Source organism: Aureispira sp. CCB-QB1 (assembly GCF_000724545.1).
Lineage (GTDB): Bacteria > Bacteroidota > Bacteroidia > Chitinophagales > Saprospiraceae > Aureispira.
In genome coordinates, this window is sequence record NZ_JHBV01000013.1 from 1 (window position 1) to 17,323 (window position 17,323).

15 protein-coding genes are annotated in these 17,323 nt (G+C 36.1%); 8 read left to right on the forward strand and 7 right to left on the reverse strand.

Annotation, left to right across the window (positions count from 1 at the left end):
- Nucleotides 1-318 precede the first annotated feature (318 nt).
- Nucleotides 319-627, forward strand: a complete 309-nt coding sequence (locus tag CG11_RS04755) for a hypothetical protein (protein ID WP_052593679.1) — start codon at nt 319-321, stop codon at nt 625-627.
- 121 nt (nt 628-748) lie between these two features.
- Here CG11_RS04755 and proC read toward each other — a convergent pair whose 3' ends face one another.
- Nucleotides 749-1,540 carry a pyrroline-5-carboxylate reductase gene (proC, locus tag CG11_RS04760; protein WP_052593681.1) on the reverse strand — a complete coding sequence of 264 codons (792 nt, stop codon included), beginning with the start codon at nt 1,538-1,540 and terminating at the stop codon, nt 749-751.
- 205 nt (nt 1,541-1,745) lie between these two features.
- Here proC and CG11_RS04765 point away from each other — a divergent pair, with 205 nt between their 5' ends.
- The gene (locus tag CG11_RS04765) at nt 1,746-2,198 is read left to right on the forward strand and encodes an SRPBCC domain-containing protein (protein WP_052593683.1); all 453 of its coding nucleotides are present in this window, start codon (nt 1,746-1,748) and stop codon (nt 2,196-2,198) included.
- On the opposite strand, the gene CG11_RS04770 is transcribed toward CG11_RS04765, so the two are convergent.
- The 4 genes from CG11_RS04770 to mdh all read right to left on the reverse strand — a co-directional run bounded on the left by CG11_RS04770 (nt 2,181) and on the right by mdh (nt 6,723).
- Entirely contained in the window at nt 2,181-3,170 is a 990-nt protein-coding gene (locus tag CG11_RS04770; RefSeq protein ID WP_052593685.1) for an SDR family NAD(P)-dependent oxidoreductase, read from the reverse strand. The two genes, CG11_RS04765 and CG11_RS04770, sit on opposite strands and share 18 nt — an antisense overlap.
- A 9-nt stretch (nt 3,171-3,179) precedes the next feature.
- Entirely contained in the window at nt 3,180-4,385 is a 1,206-nt protein-coding gene (locus CG11_RS04775) for a sulfotransferase (protein WP_052593686.1), read from the reverse strand.
- A 2-nt stretch (nt 4,386-4,387) separates the two neighbouring features.
- The gene (locus CG11_RS04780; protein ID WP_052593688.1) at nt 4,388-5,572 is read right to left on the reverse strand and encodes a DUF1214 domain-containing protein; all 1,185 of its coding nucleotides are present in this window, start codon (nt 5,570-5,572) and stop codon (nt 4,388-4,390) included.
- A 221-nt stretch (nt 5,573-5,793) separates the two neighbouring features.
- Nucleotides 5,794-6,723, reverse strand: coding sequence for a malate dehydrogenase (gene mdh / locus CG11_RS04785; protein WP_052593690.1), 930 nt, complete (start codon nt 6,721-6,723; stop codon nt 5,794-5,796).
- A 705-nt stretch (nt 6,724-7,428) separates the two neighbouring features.
- On the opposite strand from mdh, the gene CG11_RS04790 reads away from it, so the two are divergent.
- A complete protein-coding gene (locus tag CG11_RS04790) occupies nt 7,429-9,699 on the forward strand; it encodes a zinc-dependent metalloprotease (protein WP_052593691.1) in 2,271 nt (756 codons plus the stop codon).
- 162 nt (nt 9,700-9,861) lie between these two features.
- On the opposite strand, the gene CG11_RS04795 is transcribed toward CG11_RS04790, so the two are convergent.
- Together CG11_RS04795 and CG11_RS04800 are read right to left on the reverse strand one after the other, a co-directional pair.
- On the reverse strand, nt 9,862-10,938 hold the full coding sequence (locus CG11_RS04795) for a nucleotidyltransferase domain-containing protein (RefSeq protein WP_197043780.1): 1,077 nt from the start codon (nt 10,936-10,938) through the stop codon (nt 9,862-9,864).
- Entirely contained in the window at nt 10,922-11,701 is a 780-nt protein-coding gene (locus CG11_RS04800; protein WP_052593693.1) for a nucleotidyltransferase domain-containing protein, read from the reverse strand. The genes CG11_RS04795 and CG11_RS04800 overlap by 17 nt, the downstream gene beginning before the upstream one ends.
- Nucleotides 11,702-12,545: 844 nt before the next feature.
- Here CG11_RS04800 and CG11_RS04805 point away from each other — a divergent pair.
- From CG11_RS04805 to CG11_RS04825, 5 genes are read left to right on the forward strand one after another with little or no spacing between them, the layout of a single operon-like run.
- Nucleotides 12,546-14,675: a nitrite reductase gene (locus CG11_RS04805; protein ID WP_052593695.1), complete on the forward strand. Its 2,130-nt coding sequence runs from the start codon at nt 12,546-12,548 to the stop codon at nt 14,673-14,675.
- A 28-nt stretch (nt 14,676-14,703) separates the two neighbouring features.
- On the forward strand, nt 14,704-15,468 hold the full coding sequence (gene cobA, locus CG11_RS04810) for a uroporphyrinogen-III C-methyltransferase (RefSeq protein ID WP_052593697.1): 765 nt from the start codon (nt 14,704-14,706) through the stop codon (nt 15,466-15,468).
- A 5-nt stretch (nt 15,469-15,473) separates the two neighbouring features.
- Nucleotides 15,474-16,055: a bifunctional precorrin-2 dehydrogenase/sirohydrochlorin ferrochelatase gene (locus CG11_RS04815; protein ID WP_052593698.1), complete on the forward strand. Its 582-nt coding sequence runs from the start codon at nt 15,474-15,476 to the stop codon at nt 16,053-16,055.
- A 55-nt stretch (nt 16,056-16,110) separates the two neighbouring features.
- Nucleotides 16,111-16,377, forward strand: a complete 267-nt coding sequence (locus CG11_RS04820; protein WP_052593700.1) for a DUF2061 domain-containing protein — start codon at nt 16,111-16,113, stop codon at nt 16,375-16,377.
- Nucleotides 16,343-17,047 carry a phosphoadenylyl-sulfate reductase gene (locus CG11_RS04825; protein WP_052593702.1) on the forward strand — a complete coding sequence of 235 codons (705 nt, stop codon included), beginning with the start codon at nt 16,343-16,345 and terminating at the stop codon, nt 17,045-17,047. The genes CG11_RS04820 and CG11_RS04825 overlap by 35 nt, the downstream gene beginning before the upstream one ends.
- Nucleotides 17,048-17,323 lie beyond the last annotated feature (276 nt).

Genomic DNA, 17,323 nt, shown 5'->3' on the forward strand with positions numbered 1-17,323 from the left:
TTTTTGTGGTAATTAAATCTAGTAGATTCCTATCTTTTTTCCAAAAAAAAAGTCATCGCCGAAAAATTCGGGATGACTCATGTTTATATTTTACACCTTAGGTAGCGCGTAGAATGCTTTATTGAACATCGATAATTTATTCTTGATCTTTATCAAAAAAATTTAAAACCTTACTTTTGTTCTTGTATTTACGTATTATAAATAAATTGGATGCAGATGGTATGCGTTGAAAAAAGCTGGAGATATAAAACTTCTTTTGCTCAATCTTTAAAACCAATGCGTTGTATAAATTTAGATTTAAACTTTCAATAAAAATCAATGAAAAAAATAGCAATATTAGTATTTACCTTTTTAGCCCTTTCATTTAGTAGTTGTGATGATGGTGCTTCTTCAATTATTACAGGGCAAATCATAGGAAAAGATGTCGCTGCCTGTTCTTGCTGTGGTGGTTATCTAATTCTTATTAATAATTTTACGTATCGTTTTTTTGATGCAGATTTACCAGCAGGAACAACGTTTTTGAACAATGCAACATTCCCAATTACAGTAGAATTAGAGTTTGAAAACCAAAGTAATTTGTGCAATAATATTGATCGTATTAGCATTAGCCGAATTGTAGAAAAATAGTTGCTTTATAACCTTTGTTAGACCTTTTTACTGCTTTTTTATTTTGTTATTAAGCACAAACTTAACGAAAGGATAAGACGAAGGTTTCCATAATCTATCATTGGAGAGGCAATATTTCTATCTATTGTTCAATTTTTTGATAAGAATTTAAAATTCCTTTGATTAGAGAAGAACTAAACCCTCGATGCTCCATTTCGTTTAATCCCGAAATGGTACAACCCTTGGGCGTGGTTACTTTGTCAATTTCCTCTTCAGGGTGTTTTCCGCCTTTCAAGAGTAGTTCTGCTGCACCTTTAACCGTTTGTTCTGCAATTGTACTTGCTGTGATGGCATCAAAGCCAATTTCAATACCTCCTTGCATCATGGCACGAATAAAACGAAACACAAACGCAATTCCACAAGCACCTAGTACTGTAGCAGCCTCCATGAGTTCTTCTTGGATAGCAACCGAAGCACCTAGGAGGTTGAATAAATCAGCAATCAAAGTATCTTGTTCTTTGGTAGCGTATTGCGAGCAAAAACAAGTAATGGATTCTTGAATCTCAATCGCAGTATTCGGCATTGCTCTAAAAGTTGGAATTTCAAATCCTATGGTTTTAATCATTGTTTGAATGGTAATTCCTGTTGCAACAGAAACTAAAATATGTTTCTGAGGATTTAAAGCTGGCCGGATTTCTTGTAATACTTCAGCAACTTTGTAGGGTTTGACAGCAATAATGATAATATCTGCTTGTTGAACGGCTGCTGTATTGTCTTTCCCAACTTGAATACCTTCGGCTTTTAGATGCGCCAACCGTTCTACTTTATTTCGGGTAATAAAAATATTGCTTGGAGCATACTGCTTGCTTTTGTACAAACCTTGTGCGATGGCACTCCCTAGATTTCCTCCTCCTAAAATGGCTATTTTTTGCATTGTGTTAAGAATTTAATACTTAGCCTACTGTGTACTAAGCTATTTTATACTATTTTATAATGATAATAAGGTCAGTTTGCAATAAAGAAAAAAATAATAGAAAAATGATCAGAAGAGTAACAAAAAATAAGTTTTTGTCAATTGACAATGATATATTACAATTTAGAATTGATCGTGCCACTTTATCATAAAAAATAACTTGCCTATGCCTAAGCACTTAATTGAGTCCAAAATAATCATCAATGCTCCGATACAAAGCGTTTGGAAAGTGCTTTCTAATTTTGATAATTACCATCAATGGAATCCTTTTACGCCTAAAATTGATATACAAAATACAATAGGCAGTACCATAGGCTTACACGTTCGGTTGAATCCTAAGTCAGCTAAAACTATTTTGCAAAAAGAGACCCTTTTGGCATGGGAAGAAGGACAACGTTTAGAATGGGGAATACAAAACTCATGGTTCGTACAAACCATAAGAATACAACGTTTAACAGCAATAGATGCGCAAACGACAGAGTATTATACTTCCGATGCTTTTAAAGGTCCTTTAACAGGGGTGATTCTATTATTATATCGGCAAAAAATTCAAATTGGATTTGACGATGTTTGTATGGGATTAAAAAAAGAAACAGAAGGCTTACAAGGCAAAGCCTAGTTCTGCCAGCAGTTGTTCTGATGCCTTCCAGACTTCCCGACCATTTTCGGCGTCATAAGCAGGATCTGCCATCATTTTGTCTTGCATCATATGCAGATATAAATTAGTTTTGCCTTCCATTTTAGGACTGCAAGCAAAGTACACAGCTGGGCGAGAGGCTTGAACAGGTGTTTGGAAAAAAGCTTTAAAAACCAACCATAAGATGGGTTTTAATAGAGTAGGGGAGTGTCGAGAAATATTGCTATGTACTGCTCCTGGGCAAAGTGTAAAAATAGATAAGTCGTCGCCATTGTTGGCATATCTGCGATTAAGTTCTACAATAAAAATATTCAGAATTAATTTATAATAACCATAGAACTTGACCACTTTGGCGGCACTGTAAGGAATCGGTTTCCCAAACGTTTTATAATCAATAGGGACATCAACTCGATGCGATTCTGAAGAAACAAAAATTAACCTTGGACGAGGCGTGTTTTGAGGGCGTATAATTTCATGTTTTAGGAGCAGATTAACAAAATAAAATGTAGATAAGTAATTTACAGCAAACATCAAATCCAAGCCATTGGCTGCGACCTTGCTTCCAGCTGAAACCATTCCAGCATTACAAACCAAGATGTCAATCGTTATGGCTTGTGCTTTGAGTCTTAAAACCAAATCTTGAATGGATTGTAGGTCAGATAGCTCTACAAATTCCATATGGACATTTTTATGCCCGCTTAACTGTTGGATTTCTTCTCCTTTTTCAGGAATCCCACTGCGAACAGCCATAATAATGTGACCACCTCGTTGAGCTAATTTGGTGGCAATGGCAAATCCTAATCCTGTATTTGAACCTGTAACTAAAACTGTTTTGCCATCAATTCGATCGTTTTCGGCAAGTATTTTATCTGTTTTTGGAGGAAATAAAGCTTCTTTTATCCCTGTAATAGTTGCTTTGAAGGTGCTGTCAAATTTTTGATTATTCGAACTCATAGTACAAATTTAGTTGGTTATTAGTTGAGGATGTGCGTTTAGATAGAAAGAGAAATCTTGTTCGATGGAGTGATGGGTGAGTCCAAAGTCAGCCATCTTATATTGATGCTTGCCATACTTGTTTTTCTTGTTGTGAAGCATGGCCTTTTGGAGTTCCGCTTTTATTCTATCATTCCAAGGACGTCCAATTTGTTGGTAGATGGTTTGAATATAGGCAATCGGATTGTTAATTAGATCTGCATAGTATAGATCAATGATCTTTAAATTGGGATGTTTTTTGCGAATTGCCATTGTGTGTTTTAACATGCCAATATTCTTACTTACCCAGTGTTGCGCAACAGCAATTGGGTCAACCGCTTTGCTAAAGATTTTTCGACTATGGTATACCATGCTACAAAAAGAAGGAATGCACTCTTTAGGATGGCGATGGGTATGTATGATAACCGCATTGGGAAATTTTTTTGCCACCACATCCATGTATTCTAAATGTTGAGGGGTTTTGAGAATCCAAGTTTTAGGAGCTTTTTGCCACTCCAACACCTTCAACATTTTAATCATCCAATCGTAGGCAATACCATGATCTTGACGGGCAACCCATTGGCTAAAACTAGGAACATTTAAGGTCGCTTCAGGAATTGCACTCAACAAAGTCATGTCATTGAGCAAAATTTCTTCTTCGGGGCTATCAAATTCTACTGGGTGAATACTAAAGAAAATAGGAGACATATAGTGCAATGCCTTTTGGCTCGTTAAGGCTTGCTGAATGCGCTTCTTCTCCTCGTTCTTTCCTTTTAGAGGAATTGGATTGAGCGCCTCCCAAGATAATAAGGCTCGATTGTCACTATCAGCAGCTAGAAGACGCTGCAAAAAAGTGGTGCCCGTGCGCTGCAAACCTGCAATAATGATTGGCGGGTTTAGTTGCGTATCTAAAATTTCGGGCTGTTCTTTGAAGAGCTGAATGGCTCTCAAACGATTTTTTAAGACGCCTTTTAAACGCTCTTTGTTGGCAAAAGCTCCAAAAGGGTGCAACTGAGCTTCAGTATTAATAGCATGACAGAGCTTTTGTAAACGATCTTGATAATCACTAGCGCCAAAATCTGTTAGTCCAACACTTTTTTGTGCGGCAAGAATTAACTTTTGAGCATCAATTGTTGTATTGGAGAAGAAACGATTGTAAGCACGGATTAAAAAAGGATAGGAAGAATGTAAGCTCATTTTTATTGAATTATATTAGCAATATCCGTAAATTGAATGACCTCGATGTTGGGCTGAGGGTTGCTTTCGGCATAAGCCCAACGAAGCAACATGGTGCCTTCGTTATGATGAACGGTATCAATCCAGTTGGGATGCGGAGGCTTTTGATGCGCAACAAATATTTTAACACTGCCATCCGGTTCAACATGGGCGGTATGCCTGTTGATATGGATATTAAAGTAACGATAATCTAAGGATTCCATCCAATAGTTGTTCAATTGAAAGTTCCAGTATTTGCATTTAGGAGGCGTAAAGTGGATATAAAGAGCTTCGTGGTCTGCTAATTTCCAATAACTATGATAATACCAAATATTATCATCACCTCCAGCTGCATTTGAGACCTCTGGTGGGAATAAGGGAAGTTGATTAGGGTGTTTGGTAAAACCTGTTGCCCATTTTGAGAATAAAAAAGAAGCGCCAGCAACAAAAGTTCCAGCCATATTTAAGCCATTATAAACCAATTCAGGGCTCAACGGGAGTGGCTTTTCGGAGCCGCCAATACATTCAATCTGAACGGCTGCTGCTACTTCGTTCTGGGTGTCCATAAATGTTTGACGAAGCATTAATAAAGTAGTTTCAGCTTCGATTTTTAGCCAATTTTTTCCCTTTTTTTCTTTGGTCACAAAAATTTCGAACGAACCATCTTCTTCAAAATACATTTCACCATCTTCTAAAACGCCACAAGGGGATAATCCACCTGTACTTCCATAACTCCCATTTTGAGTAAAAAAGCCCATATAAAAAACAGAATTGCGATTGCCCCAAATGCGATATTCATAGGCACCACTAATTTGGGCATTAGAATAATGATTGTCAGGATTATCGGCTCCTAACTTTACTGTTTCATGAACCATTCTTTTGAAACTTGGGAATTGTGGATCAGCGTGTTCGATAAAGGCATCCAAGCCAGCCCTTGTCAGCCTAGTGAGATAGCGAATTCCTTCTGCCTGTTGAAAAGGATCTAAAGGAGCGTTTCCATAGAGCAAAGATGTACCAGCAGTCTTTAAGGTATCGCAGAAATCTTCCCAAGCTTTACCCGTAACAATTTGCTGATGAATGACATCTTGTTCTGTCTTACCCAATACTTTGTTTTTTAGGTTTTTTACTTTTTTATAGGTATTGGCAATTCCAAAAATTAGTTTTTTCATATGATTTTAATTGAAGGACACTTTATTTTGTGGGAATAATGTAGTGGCGCGATCTCACGACCGTAGGGAGTAACAAAGTAAACTAAGCAAAGCGACCTCACAAAGTGAGTCGTATTAGTTTAATTGTACCTATTTTGACCACTTATGTGTGATCTAAAAAAAGAAAGCCACTCCTAGATTAGGAATGGCTTGGTATATATTTTTAGAGAAGAAATCGAGTATTATAATTCAAGATTTCCATTGTTAGTTTTAACGGCTTCAGCAGAAGCAGCCAAGTGTTCTTTTTCGGCATCATTTAATTCAATTTCAACAATTTTTTCGATACCATCTTTTCCTAAAACAACAGGAACACCAATACAAAGGTCAGATAAACCATACTCGCCCTCTAATAAAGCAGAACAAGGGTAAATTTTCTTTTGATCGCATAGGATCGCTTGCACCAAACCAGATACAGCAGCACCAGGAGCATACCAAGCAGAAGTTCCTAATAATTTAGTTAGTGTTGCACCTCCAACTTTGGTATCTTCTTTTACTTGATTCAAGCGATCTTCTGAAATAAATTCCGAAACAGGAACAGAGTTGCGTGTTGCCAAACGAGTCAATGGTACCATACCTTTGTCAGAGTGACCACCAATAACCATTCCATCAACATCAGAAATAGGAGCACCCAATGCTTCTGCTAAACGATACTTGAAACGAGCAGAGTCTAATGCTCCTCCCATACCAATAATTCTATTCTTTGGCAAGCCAGTTGTTTTATGAACTAAATAAGTCATTGTGTCCATAGGATTAGAGACAACAATGATAATGGTATTTGGAGAATGCTCTACTAAGCTCGCAGATACAGATTTAACGATACTTGCATTGATTCCCAATAATTCGTCACGAGACATTCCTGGTTTACGAGCAATACCAGAAGTAATCACACAAACATCAGAACCTGCAGTTTTGGCATAATCATTTGTAACACCAGTAACTTTGGTGTCAAAACCATTCAAAGAAGCTGTTTGCATTAAATCCATTGCTTTTCCTTCAGCAAATCCTTCTTTGATATCAAGTAATACAACTTCTGCCGCAAAGTTTTTAATAGCGATGTACTCCGCACAACTAGCACCTACAGCACCAGCACCAATAACCGTTACTTTTCTCATGTCTAAATTTTGTTTTTCTATAAGATTAATTAGATAATCATTTTAATTCACTTGATGGACTTAATTTGTTGTTAATTAGTGGTTTAAGTCCTTGTGTTTGTGAATTGCAATCTATACTTTGTGTAAAAAGAAGGAATATGCAAAAAAAAACTGATTTATCCTTGTTCTTGCCACATAAATGTAAAAAAAAAGAGATTACAAGCTCTTTTTGTTTTAGATGTTTTTAAGTGTTAAAAAAAAAACTTATAATTGACTTATCACATTATACTCATCCAACCAAACAGTTATAATTACTTTGTGTTTTATTGTTGATGTCAATAACCCCAACTATGTACACTGACTATAAAACACATTATAAAAATCTATTATTAGAAGCCTTCTCTAAAGACTTCGATTTTGATAGATAAATCCAAAGAATAATTTGTTTTAATTGACAGTTACTTGATAGAATCAATTGCTTCTGTCATACTATATTCAATTCTGTAAAATTTTCGTGCTAAAAATTGCTATACCCAAAAGTTTTTGCTTTTTTTGAGGTTGATAAAGAGTAATGATTAAGTTGGTTTCATTGCTTTTGCGACCTTCAAAATTCATTATGTTGGTATTGTAAGAGGTTATAATATCTATAAACAAATGAGTTTAGGAAGGAGCAATCAAACGTATTGGTTATATATTTATTAATTCATTTTAACTCAATCCAAGGTTATGGTTCGTTGTTTATTATATGTAATAGGAGTGATCTTGTTATTCGGAATACAAAGTTCTGATGTACAGGCTCAAATCCAAACTACTACTCACAATCATGCGCAATGTGGCGTAGGTCTAATTGAAGGTCAAGCCATCAAAAATCGTATGCTTGATAATAGAAGGAATAAGGTTCAATTACTAGAAAAATTTGAAAGAGGACGTGGAAACGACAGTACGGTATATGTTCCTATTCAATTTCATATTGTTAACAAAAGTGATGGAACAGGAGGAGAGAGCAATCAAGATATTTTCGACAACTTATGTCGTTTAAATCAAGATTATGCAGGTATTAATGTTGAATTTTACCTAGCAGGTCCAACCCGCGTTATCAATCAAGATTTGCTATATACCAATAGCTTTGATAACGGAATGGCAAATTATTTCATGGGATTATACCGTGTACCTGGTGTTGTTAATGTTTTCGTTGGTAACGAAATTGTAAATGGTCAATCAGGTGGTACAACATTAGGATATTATACTAATGGTTTAGATATTGTTTATGCTATTCAAAGTGCTGTAAGAGGTACGGGTACCACTCTAACGCATGAGTTGGGGCACTTCTTTGGTTTGCCACACACCTTCTTTGGGTGGGAAAACAAAAACTATGGAGGTGTAATGGCAAATACAACAGGTCGTACACCAACTATCGTAACGTACAACAACCAACCTTATGATGTAGAGTTGATTGCTCGTAAAAATTCAGATGCACCAGAGAACTGTCAAGCAGCAGCAGATGGATTCTGTGATACAGATGCAAACTACTTGTTTGGTTTCTTTGGGTCACTTTACAACAATGGTTGTGAATATGCAGCTACCGCAATAGACCCTAGAGGATGGTTGTTCCGTCCAGAAGTTATCAATTCAACACCAAGTCGTTTCAAAATCCTAGAAGATGAAACGGCATTTGATGAATTGTGGTTGAAAAATAACTCTACAAAAGATAAAATCTATCCTAAAACATTGATTGTTGTAGAAGCAGAGTATACATTGGGTGGTACAACGACTATGATGTGGCAAGATACAATTGGTGATTCAGATACGACAGATATTTACTGTAACACAAATTCGGATGATAATATTATTGGTACAGGAGTATTGGACGTTAAAAAAGGTTTTATTAACCTAAACAATCACCGTTTAGACGTAAACGTTACGGCTCCTTCTGCACCAAGTTTATCTTTTGCGGCGGCTCCTGCTGAGTATACCATTACTCCAGCAACTGGCAACCACAGAACAGACATGGATAGTTTGAGAGTGATGAATACAAGTACAACGGTAACGGTTAATGCAGGAACAAATGTTATTGCTACGGATATTTTCTACAATGGTGGAACACAAGTATCTTCAAGCGATAGAACATACTCTTTGCCAGTTGCTTTGGCTCCAGGAGAAGCTTATACGTTCTCTCCAGTAGATTTGAGAGTAGATGCTATGCAACTAGCAGGTGTTACTTTTGGTATCAATACATATGCACCTCACAGAGATACATCTGGAACTACCTCTGAAAATGTGATGAGTTATTACGATGATAACTGTGCTACTCAGTTTTCTGTAGAGCAAGGAGACGCAATGAAGATGGATATTGCATCTAGAGGGTTTGCAACACTTTATGCTAAACCATCTAACATTGTTATTACAGATACAGCTGTTGTATTGCATCCTGTAGATAACTCAATTGCTCCTCAACCATTAGTACATTTCGCATGGAATCCTGTTAATGGAGCGACAATGTATCACGTATTCATTTACGAAATTAATGCGATTGGTGCACCTTTGTTGGGTGGTCAACAATTTGATGTAGTTGTTAATGGTACTGACTATTGGCAAACACTTACAGCAAATAGCCGTTTTGAGTGGGTGGTTACGCCTATGAATGCAACTACTTTCTGTGATCGTGGTATTGCTTCTAAAAAAGCAAAATTCCGAGTATTTAATTGGAATGTGGGAGTTGATAATGTAGAAGCTGAAATTCACTCTTCTAAGATTTATCCAAACCCATCTAACACTCGTCAAGATGTTATTTTGGAAGTAGAGTCGAAAGTAGCAGGAGATGCGCAAATTACAATCTTTAACGGTATTGGTCAAGAAGTAATGCCTACTCAAGCGATTAGCTTGATACCTGGTAATAACATTCAAAAATTGACAACTTCTACTTTGGCAGCAGGTTTGTACGTTATCAATGTTAAGACGCTTAATGGTACTACTAGTCACAAATTGTTGATCAAATAGTACTTTGAAAAATAAAAGATAGATCTTCTATCTTAAACTATAAGAGGCAACCTTATCAATAAGGTTGCCTCTTTTTAGGTTTAATAAGAGACGGGTTCTTTGTATTCAATAGTTAGCTACGTTGCTACTATGTATTATGATTACTTATCCTCTCTCAAAACATTAAGAACAACTATAGGCATGGTAAAATGCTTTTCGAATCGTTACCAGTATTTTTTCTATCTGTATTTTATCTGGTTTTGAAGGAAGTGTAGAATGTTGATACAGTTGCTCAATTTTTTTGACTTTCACTTCTGCCTTTTTCATCAATACCTCATATTCAAAAGTACCCTTTCGGATTTCTAGTAGCTCAGCTCGATTGGGACGATGTACTTGAATTTCACCAGTAGATAAAATTTCTTCTGCCATGTCCAACAGCCGAAACGTGTGCATAATATTTTTAGCATCATAATTTTTCCCATGCGCAATAGTATTGGCATAGCGACTATCATTGCGGTTGTTGACCCATTCCCAATACTGCTTATAGTCTTTACAATATTTTTTATAGCCATCCTTGTTAAAATAAAGAACAGCTAATTGTCGTACCTCTTTAGGAATACTACTCAAAAGAATGGTATCAACCGTTTTAGGTTTGATAATGCCTTGAAAATTATATTGATTATCAAAGTCGTAATATAAGCCATAAAGGTCTTTCATATGAGGAATATTGACCAATCCACAACGTTCTTGTATCAAACCGTGTTCGTTTAGCCAATCTTGCACTCCAATAGCACCTTGTTTGTATTGTACATAACAAAAATCCAAAACCCCTTTTCGTTGCTTTTCCATTGGATTCATGATCTTTTTGTTCAATCCCCTTGCTTTTTTGATTTGAGACATTGCATAACCTGCAAATGTATCCTTACATTGTTTGGATAGAAAAAGAGCTGCATCCAATTGCTTGAATAAGGGGTGTTCGTATAAAATGCAATCCTTTGGAGTGTTTAGCAGTTCTAAAATATTGGGATTGTTCTTGTATAATAATTCCACAAAGCGTCCTAGCTCATAATAAACTTGATCATTATTACGATCATTTACTTGAGGGATATAATTCAAACCATAAAAAATATCTTGAGGGAGCACAAAGACTCCTTTTATATCTGTATCGGAAGTAGGCAAGGATAAACCATAAGCCTTGCTGCCACTAATAGCTTCAAATAGAAGTAAATTTTGTGTTTTAAGGTCATTGATTGTCAACATAGGATAACTGAATAAATGCTCTAAATAAATGATTTAAAGGAGTACTAACAGCTTGCTCTGCGGATAAATCCTTAGCAAGAATAGCACATGCTGTCAACTGTTTTTGTATAAACGTTTGAATAATACGAACAGGTTCTGTTAGATCCCCTTCCAAAGCAGCTACTTTTTTACGAACTAATGTTTGAATCGCTGCATACAATGCTTCTTCTGATTTTAATTGTTCTAACAAGGGGACAAACTCCATTGGAGGCACTGTTTTTTTATGACAAATCCAGTAGGCAGCTAGAAGTGGTCGCAAGACATAGAAGTATTTCTTAATGTCCATCAATCCATCAACCAAGCCTTTTTTAGAAGAATTTTTTGCTAAGCCCAAGTAATGAAAAGTCATAGAACGTGGCTTGAAGTAAGTATTGGTCAATTGCCATAATTCGGATCTAAAATTATAAGGATCTAGATATACGATAGGAGATTGCAACCATTCAAAAGGACTCGCATTAGACCCTCTAAATAAGCGAAGTGTTTTGCGCAATTCCCACCCCGTTAAATCTAGTTCGTGCTCGTCAATGGCAAAATCCAGCATATCTTTTGATTCATCTATAGAAAGGTACCAATCTTGAGAATGAACGTATATGAAACGGACATCCCAATCACTATTTGGCGAAGCAAATCCCCAAGCTCTGCTACCTGATTCACAAGCGTATAATATCGTGATGTTATGAATCGTTTCTAGTTCTTTTAAACGTTTTAGGATTAAATCTTTCATAAGTTTTTTTAGTTTTTAGCATACATTATTTTCCTGAATGATTGCGGAATAGTAATGCTGATGAATGGTTTATGTAACTCATAAACGTAAGGTATAGTTCCAGTACCTGAATAGTTTTGTTTGTTGAAACGATGTAGAAATAGCAGATAATAGCACAGTACTACTAGCTAAGTTTGTCAAGTAATGAAACTTTATCAGTTGATTATCGATACTTGGAATTTTTAAGTGTTTTAGGTGTATAATATTGGTAGTTAGGTTTTTATGGTTTTTAAAAAAGGAGTGTTGTACGGAACAGTTACCCAATTTATGGATTATTTTGAATAAAAAAATAACTCCAAAACTTGCATTTTTAATTTTTAATGTACAGCTTTGTATTATCAAACCGACTAAAATGGTTTTTAATTAAAAGACAAACATGAAATTTATCATTACATATTCAATCAATACTTGTTGTTGTTCTTGTCAGAAAAAACTCTGGTAGGAATGCGTTATCTTATATGTAATCATAATTAAATAAAATATAACCAAGAACCTTCTAGAGATACTAATTTCTAGAAGGTTTTTTTTATTCTGTATCTATAAAATCCACGAAACGTTAAGAAATTGAGTGGAGTCAATCAATATCAATTTATGTCTATTTATACTCTATATAACTGTTGTACCTGCTGTTGTTGTTGCTTCAAGATAATTTCTTGTAAGTGGATGTGCACGTTATGGATAAACCTATATTGATAGACAAATAATAGTATTCATTTAATGCAAAAGCCCTTTCAGGAAATATTACTTCCTGAAAGGGCTTTCTCTTTTATTTCTTAACTGTGGATCACTAAAAAACTTATATGTCATGGCAACTAAATTAAACTTAGAAGGTATTCAACCTGCTGATCAAAAAGACATTACTGAATTAAAACAAAAGATAACAGATGTTCAATTGGGACGGATTGATGAGGAACGTTTTAAACATTATAGACTGACAAGAGGGGTATATGGACAACGTCAGTTGGGGGGGCAAATGTTTAGGACAAAAATTCCGTTTGGTCGTTTGACAACAGAGCAGTTGGATGCTTTGGCAGATGCTTCAGAACGATATAGTACGGGAAATTTACATTTGACGACGCGTCAAAATATACAGTTGCATTATGTGAAGCTCAAGGATACACCTGCTTTATGGGCTGACTTATCTAGAGTTGGAGTGACTGCAATGGGGGCTTGTGGCAATACGATTCGAAATATTACGGCTTCTGCAAAAGCGGGTATTCACCCTGACGAACTGTTTGATGTGTCTCCTTATGTACATGCTTTGTTTGAGTATTTTTTGAGAAATCCTATTGCGCAAGAAATGGGACGAAAAATCAAAATAGCCTTTTCTGCTACCAATGAAGATTCCGCTTTTGCTTACTTCCATGATTTTGGATTTATACCTCGAATTAAAAATGGAGAACGAGGCTTTAAGGTATTGTTAGGAGGAGGCTTGGGGGCACAAGCGATGATAGCACCAACTGTTTATGAATTTTTGCCGACGTATAAAGTCATTCCATTTGTAGAAGCTTCGATTCGAGTTTTTGATCGTTATGGAGAACGAGAAAAAAGAATGAAAGCTCGATTGAAATTTTTATTAAAAAAATATACAATCGCTGAGTTTTTAGAACTGGTAGAGCAAGAAACCCGTGCTTTAGCCAATGCTTCCATAGAAATTGAGGATAGTAATAATTGGCAACCAACGCCACCCGCTACGTTGGCAGAAGAAACTTCTATTAGCATTCAAAATCCTACTGCCTATCAATTATGGCGCTTAACAAATGTTTTTGAACAAAAGCAAAAGGGGTATCATGGCGTACAACTGAAAATTCGACTCGGCAACTTAAGTGCATCTTTGGCTCGACAATTAAGTGGAATTGTTCGAAAGTATGCTGCTAATGAATTGCGTTTGACGATTAATCAAGGAATTCTACTAAAATACATTCCAACAGATTCTTTGCCTGCGATTTACAATGCCTTAGATGCTTTAGGCTTGGCAAACCCTGGCTTTGGTTCAATTGTAGACGTTACGGCTTGTCCTGGTACAGACACGTGTAATTTAGCGGTTAGTAATAGTACTGCTTTGGCGAATCAGTTAGAGCAAGTATTGTTAGAGAATTATGCGTATTGGATTGGAGATAAGGAGGTGAACATCAAAATTAGTGGTTGTATGAATGCATGTGGACAACATATGGCCGCTAATATTGGCTTTCATGGTAGTTCTATCAAAGTTGGAAAACAGGTGCTACCTGCCATGCAAATTGTTTTAGGGGGTGGGGTAGATGAAACGGGTAAGGGGTTTATTGCAGAGAAAATTATTAAAATTCCAACGAAGAGGACTCCAATTGCCTTGACTTGGCTGCTAGATGATTATGAAGAAAAAGAACTTGGAGGAGAGCGTTTTAATGATTATGTCCAACGTCAAGGAAAAATGTATTTCTACAACTTGCTGAAAGAACTAACAACAAAGGATGATCTACATTCTAGTGATTTTTGGGACTGGGGACAAGAGACGATGTATAAAAAAGAAATTGGAGTTGGTGAGTGTGCAGGAGTCGCATTTGATATGGTAACTACGATTTTGAACGATGCCAAAGAAAAAGTTGAATTAGGCCGCCAAGCATTAGAAGAAGAGTTGTTTGGAGACAGTGTTTATCTGAGTTATGGAGCTTTTGTGGTTGCTGCCAAAGCCATTTTATTGGGTATTGATGTGAAGTGCAATACGCACATTGGGATTATCAAGGATTTTGATCAGCACTTGGTTGATACAGGTCTTTTTGATTTGGAGGTGCCTTTTGCAGAGTTGGTTTTGCAAATCAATCAGAACCAGCCAGAACCAGCCTTTGCGGAGCAATATTGGCAACAAGCAGCTGCCTTTTTAGAACAAGTATTTGCTTATAGAGAAGCACGTTTGGATGGAAATAAAGAAGTTATTAATGCCCATTATAACGCCTAAAATCATCATCTATAAAATATAAAAGACAATGAAAAAACAACCAAAGATAACGTTAATGGGCGCAGGTCCAGGAAGTGCAGACTTGATCACAATTAGAGGGCTAAGAGCCTTGAGAACAGCGGATGTCATTTTGTACGATGCTTTGGCAAATCCAGAACTGTTGCAGAATGTATCTGAGAATACACTAAAAATTAATGTAGGGAAACGAGCAAATAAACATCGCTTTAGCCAATCAGAGATCAATTTAATGACGGTAAGTTATGCCTTTTCACACGGACACGTGGTGCGATTGAAAGGAGGAGATCCTTTTATATTTGGAAGAGCATACGAAGAGTTGCAATATGCGACTTCTTTTAATATAGAGACAACTATTGTACCTGGTGTGTCGAGTAGTACTGCGTTGGTAGGTTTGCAAGAAGTACCTTTGACACATAGGAATTATAGTCAAGGATTTTGGGTATTGACAGGAACAACCAAGCATGGTGTATTGCCCAAAGATTTTTATTTGGCAGCGCAATCAAATTCAACTCTGGTTATCCTAATGGGGCTTCGAAAATTGGCTGAAATAACAAGGGTTTTGCACCGCTACGGAAAAGGAAATACACCCGTCATGGTGATTCAAAATGGCTCCTTACCCAATGAGCGTGTTGTATTGGGGACAGTAGATACAATTGTTGATATTGTAGAAAAAGAAGGGATTCAAACGCCTGCTGTTATTGTCGTTGGGCAAGTGGTTGCTTTACATCCCGACTTAGTGAAAAGTTATGCTATTACAGTCAATTCAAAAAATTAAAGAGTATGAATACATTATATCCTGTTTTTCTAAAAGTTAATCAATTGCCTATCTTAATTGTTGGTGGTGGGCATGTAGGTTATGAAAAAATTAGTTTGATTCTAAAAAATAGCCCCGACGCAAGAATTATTTTGGTCGCTATAGAAATTTCTAAAAAAATTCGTTCGCTGCTGGTGGGGCGAGAACATCAAGTAACCTTAATAGAACGACCTTTTCAATTGTATGATTTGGAAAAGAAAAGTTTGGTCATTGTAGCAACCAACAATCGTTCGTTGAATAAATATATTTGGAGTGAAGCCAAGTCAAGAGGTACTATTGTTAATGTTGCCGATACACCTTTGTTGTGTGACTTTTATTTGGGGTCTGTTGTTACCAAAGGAGATTTAAAAATAGCTATTTCTACCAATGGGAAATCTCCAACTTTTGCCAAAAGGTTGAGGCAGTTGCTCGAGAATATATTGCCAGAAGAAATTGAGGGACTTTTGGAGAATATGTATGATTTTAGACAAACATTGGGAGTTGATTTTGAACGAAAGGTTAAAATTTTAAATGCTTTGACAGAAAGCTTATTGGATAAATCTGCTTAGTAAGTAATCATTCAAAAAAATATACTTATAAGCTTCAAAATGATACTTACTGATCATGAAAAAAGAACAAAAACGAAGAAGCCTTGTCAAAGCATTGACCTATAGAGTCGGGGCAACAATTGCTACGTTTTCCATTACATTGGCATTTACTGGCAATATTAAATTAGCAAGCACAATAGGTTTTTTAGATGGAATTGTAAAATTTCTATTGTTTTATATCAATGAACGAATTTGGATTAGAACCAATTGGGGCTATCACACCAATCACCCTTCAATTTTATCAGATTATGAAAACCAAGAAGCCTTTTCCAAACTCAAATAGTCCTATTGATGATAAGGATATCGCAAGCCTAAACGAGCAGTTTAAACCATTGCCTCCTATAGAGCGCATCAAACTTTTGTACCATCTATTTGATGTGAAATCTATCTTATATACCTCTTCTTTTGGGACAAAGTCAGCCTTGTTGCTTTATTGGATTAGTAATCTTCAAGCTGCACAGAAAATTCATTTTCTGGATACTGGATACCATTTTGAGGAAACGCTAAGATACAAAGATGCATTGGTTCAGTCTTTAAATTTGGAAGTCGTTCATTTGAAACCAGAAACAACAGCCCATCAGGCAACTTTAGAGGCTGAAATGTGGAAGAATAATACTAGTAAGTGTTGTTATATTAATAAAGTAGTGCCACTAGAATTGGTGAAGTTAGATTATGATATTTGGATTTCAGGTCTGATGGCTTATCAAACCCCTTTTAGAAGAAACTTAGAGGTATTTGAGAAAAAGGATAATATCTTGAAATTTTATCCATTAATAGATCTTTCAGAATCAGATTTTAACACAGCCTACCAAGCAACGAATTTGCCCCCTCATCCATTAGAGGTATTAGGGTATCATTCAATAGGATGTTTGCATTGCACGCAAAGAGGCAAGGGGCGTAGTGGTCGTTGGAGTAGAAGCTCAAAAACAGAGTGCGGTCTGCATTTTAACTAAAATATCTTATCGTAGTAGTTAGCTACGCTGCTACTGCATAGTTTTAACGAACTATTATTATCGAAAATGAATAGAATAATAGAGTCAGTCTGCTAAAAGATTATCAAAGAAGCAATCAGTTTTAGGGGTAAAGCTGACGGTTATTGAAAAGGGAGGTGCTAGAAATGGCATCTCCCTAGTTTTTATGCATCAATCATTTTTATTTCGAATAAATTCAAAATGTTTGGTAAAAAACAGCTTTATTATTATCTTTGCACTCGCTTTTTAAGCTCTTAT

Coding starts and splice junctions, on each gene's coding strand:
- CG11_RS04805 (WP_052593695.1), top strand. CDS start 12,546: ATGGCAACTAAATTAAACTTAGAAGGTATTCAACCTGCTGATCAAAAA.
- proC (WP_052593681.1), bottom strand. CDS start 1,540: ATGCAAAAAATAGCCATTTTAGGAGGAGGAAATCTAGGGAGTGCCATC.
- CG11_RS04780 (WP_052593688.1), bottom strand. CDS start 5,572: ATGAAAAAACTAATTTTTGGAATTGCCAATACCTATAAAAAAGTAAAA.
- CG11_RS04795 (WP_197043780.1), bottom strand. CDS start 10,938: ATGTTGACAATCAATGACCTTAAAACACAAAATTTACTTCTATTTGAA.
- CG11_RS04765 (WP_052593683.1), top strand. CDS start 1,746: ATGCCTAAGCACTTAATTGAGTCCAAAATAATCATCAATGCTCCGATA.
- CG11_RS04790 (WP_052593691.1), top strand. CDS start 7,429: ATGGTTCGTTGTTTATTATATGTAATAGGAGTGATCTTGTTATTCGGA.
- CG11_RS04815 (WP_052593698.1), top strand. CDS start 15,474: ATGAATACATTATATCCTGTTTTTCTAAAAGTTAATCAATTGCCTATC.
- CG11_RS04755 (WP_052593679.1), top strand. CDS start 319: ATGAAAAAAATAGCAATATTAGTATTTACCTTTTTAGCCCTTTCATTT.
- CG11_RS04820 (WP_052593700.1), top strand. CDS start 16,111: ATGAAAAAAGAACAAAAACGAAGAAGCCTTGTCAAAGCATTGACCTAT.
- CG11_RS04825 (WP_052593702.1), top strand. CDS start 16,343: ATGAAAACCAAGAAGCCTTTTCCAAACTCAAATAGTCCTATTGATGAT.
- CG11_RS04775 (WP_052593686.1), bottom strand. CDS start 4,385: ATGAGCTTACATTCTTCCTATCCTTTTTTAATCCGTGCTTACAATCGT.
- mdh (WP_052593690.1), bottom strand. CDS start 6,723: ATGAGAAAAGTAACGGTTATTGGTGCTGGTGCTGTAGGTGCTAGTTGT.
- CG11_RS04770 (WP_052593685.1), bottom strand. CDS start 3,170: ATGAGTTCGAATAATCAAAAATTTGACAGCACCTTCAAAGCAACTATT.
- CG11_RS04800 (WP_052593693.1), bottom strand. CDS start 11,701: ATGAAAGATTTAATCCTAAAACGTTTAAAAGAACTAGAAACGATTCAT.
- cobA (WP_052593697.1), top strand. CDS start 14,704: ATGAAAAAACAACCAAAGATAACGTTAATGGGCGCAGGTCCAGGAAGT.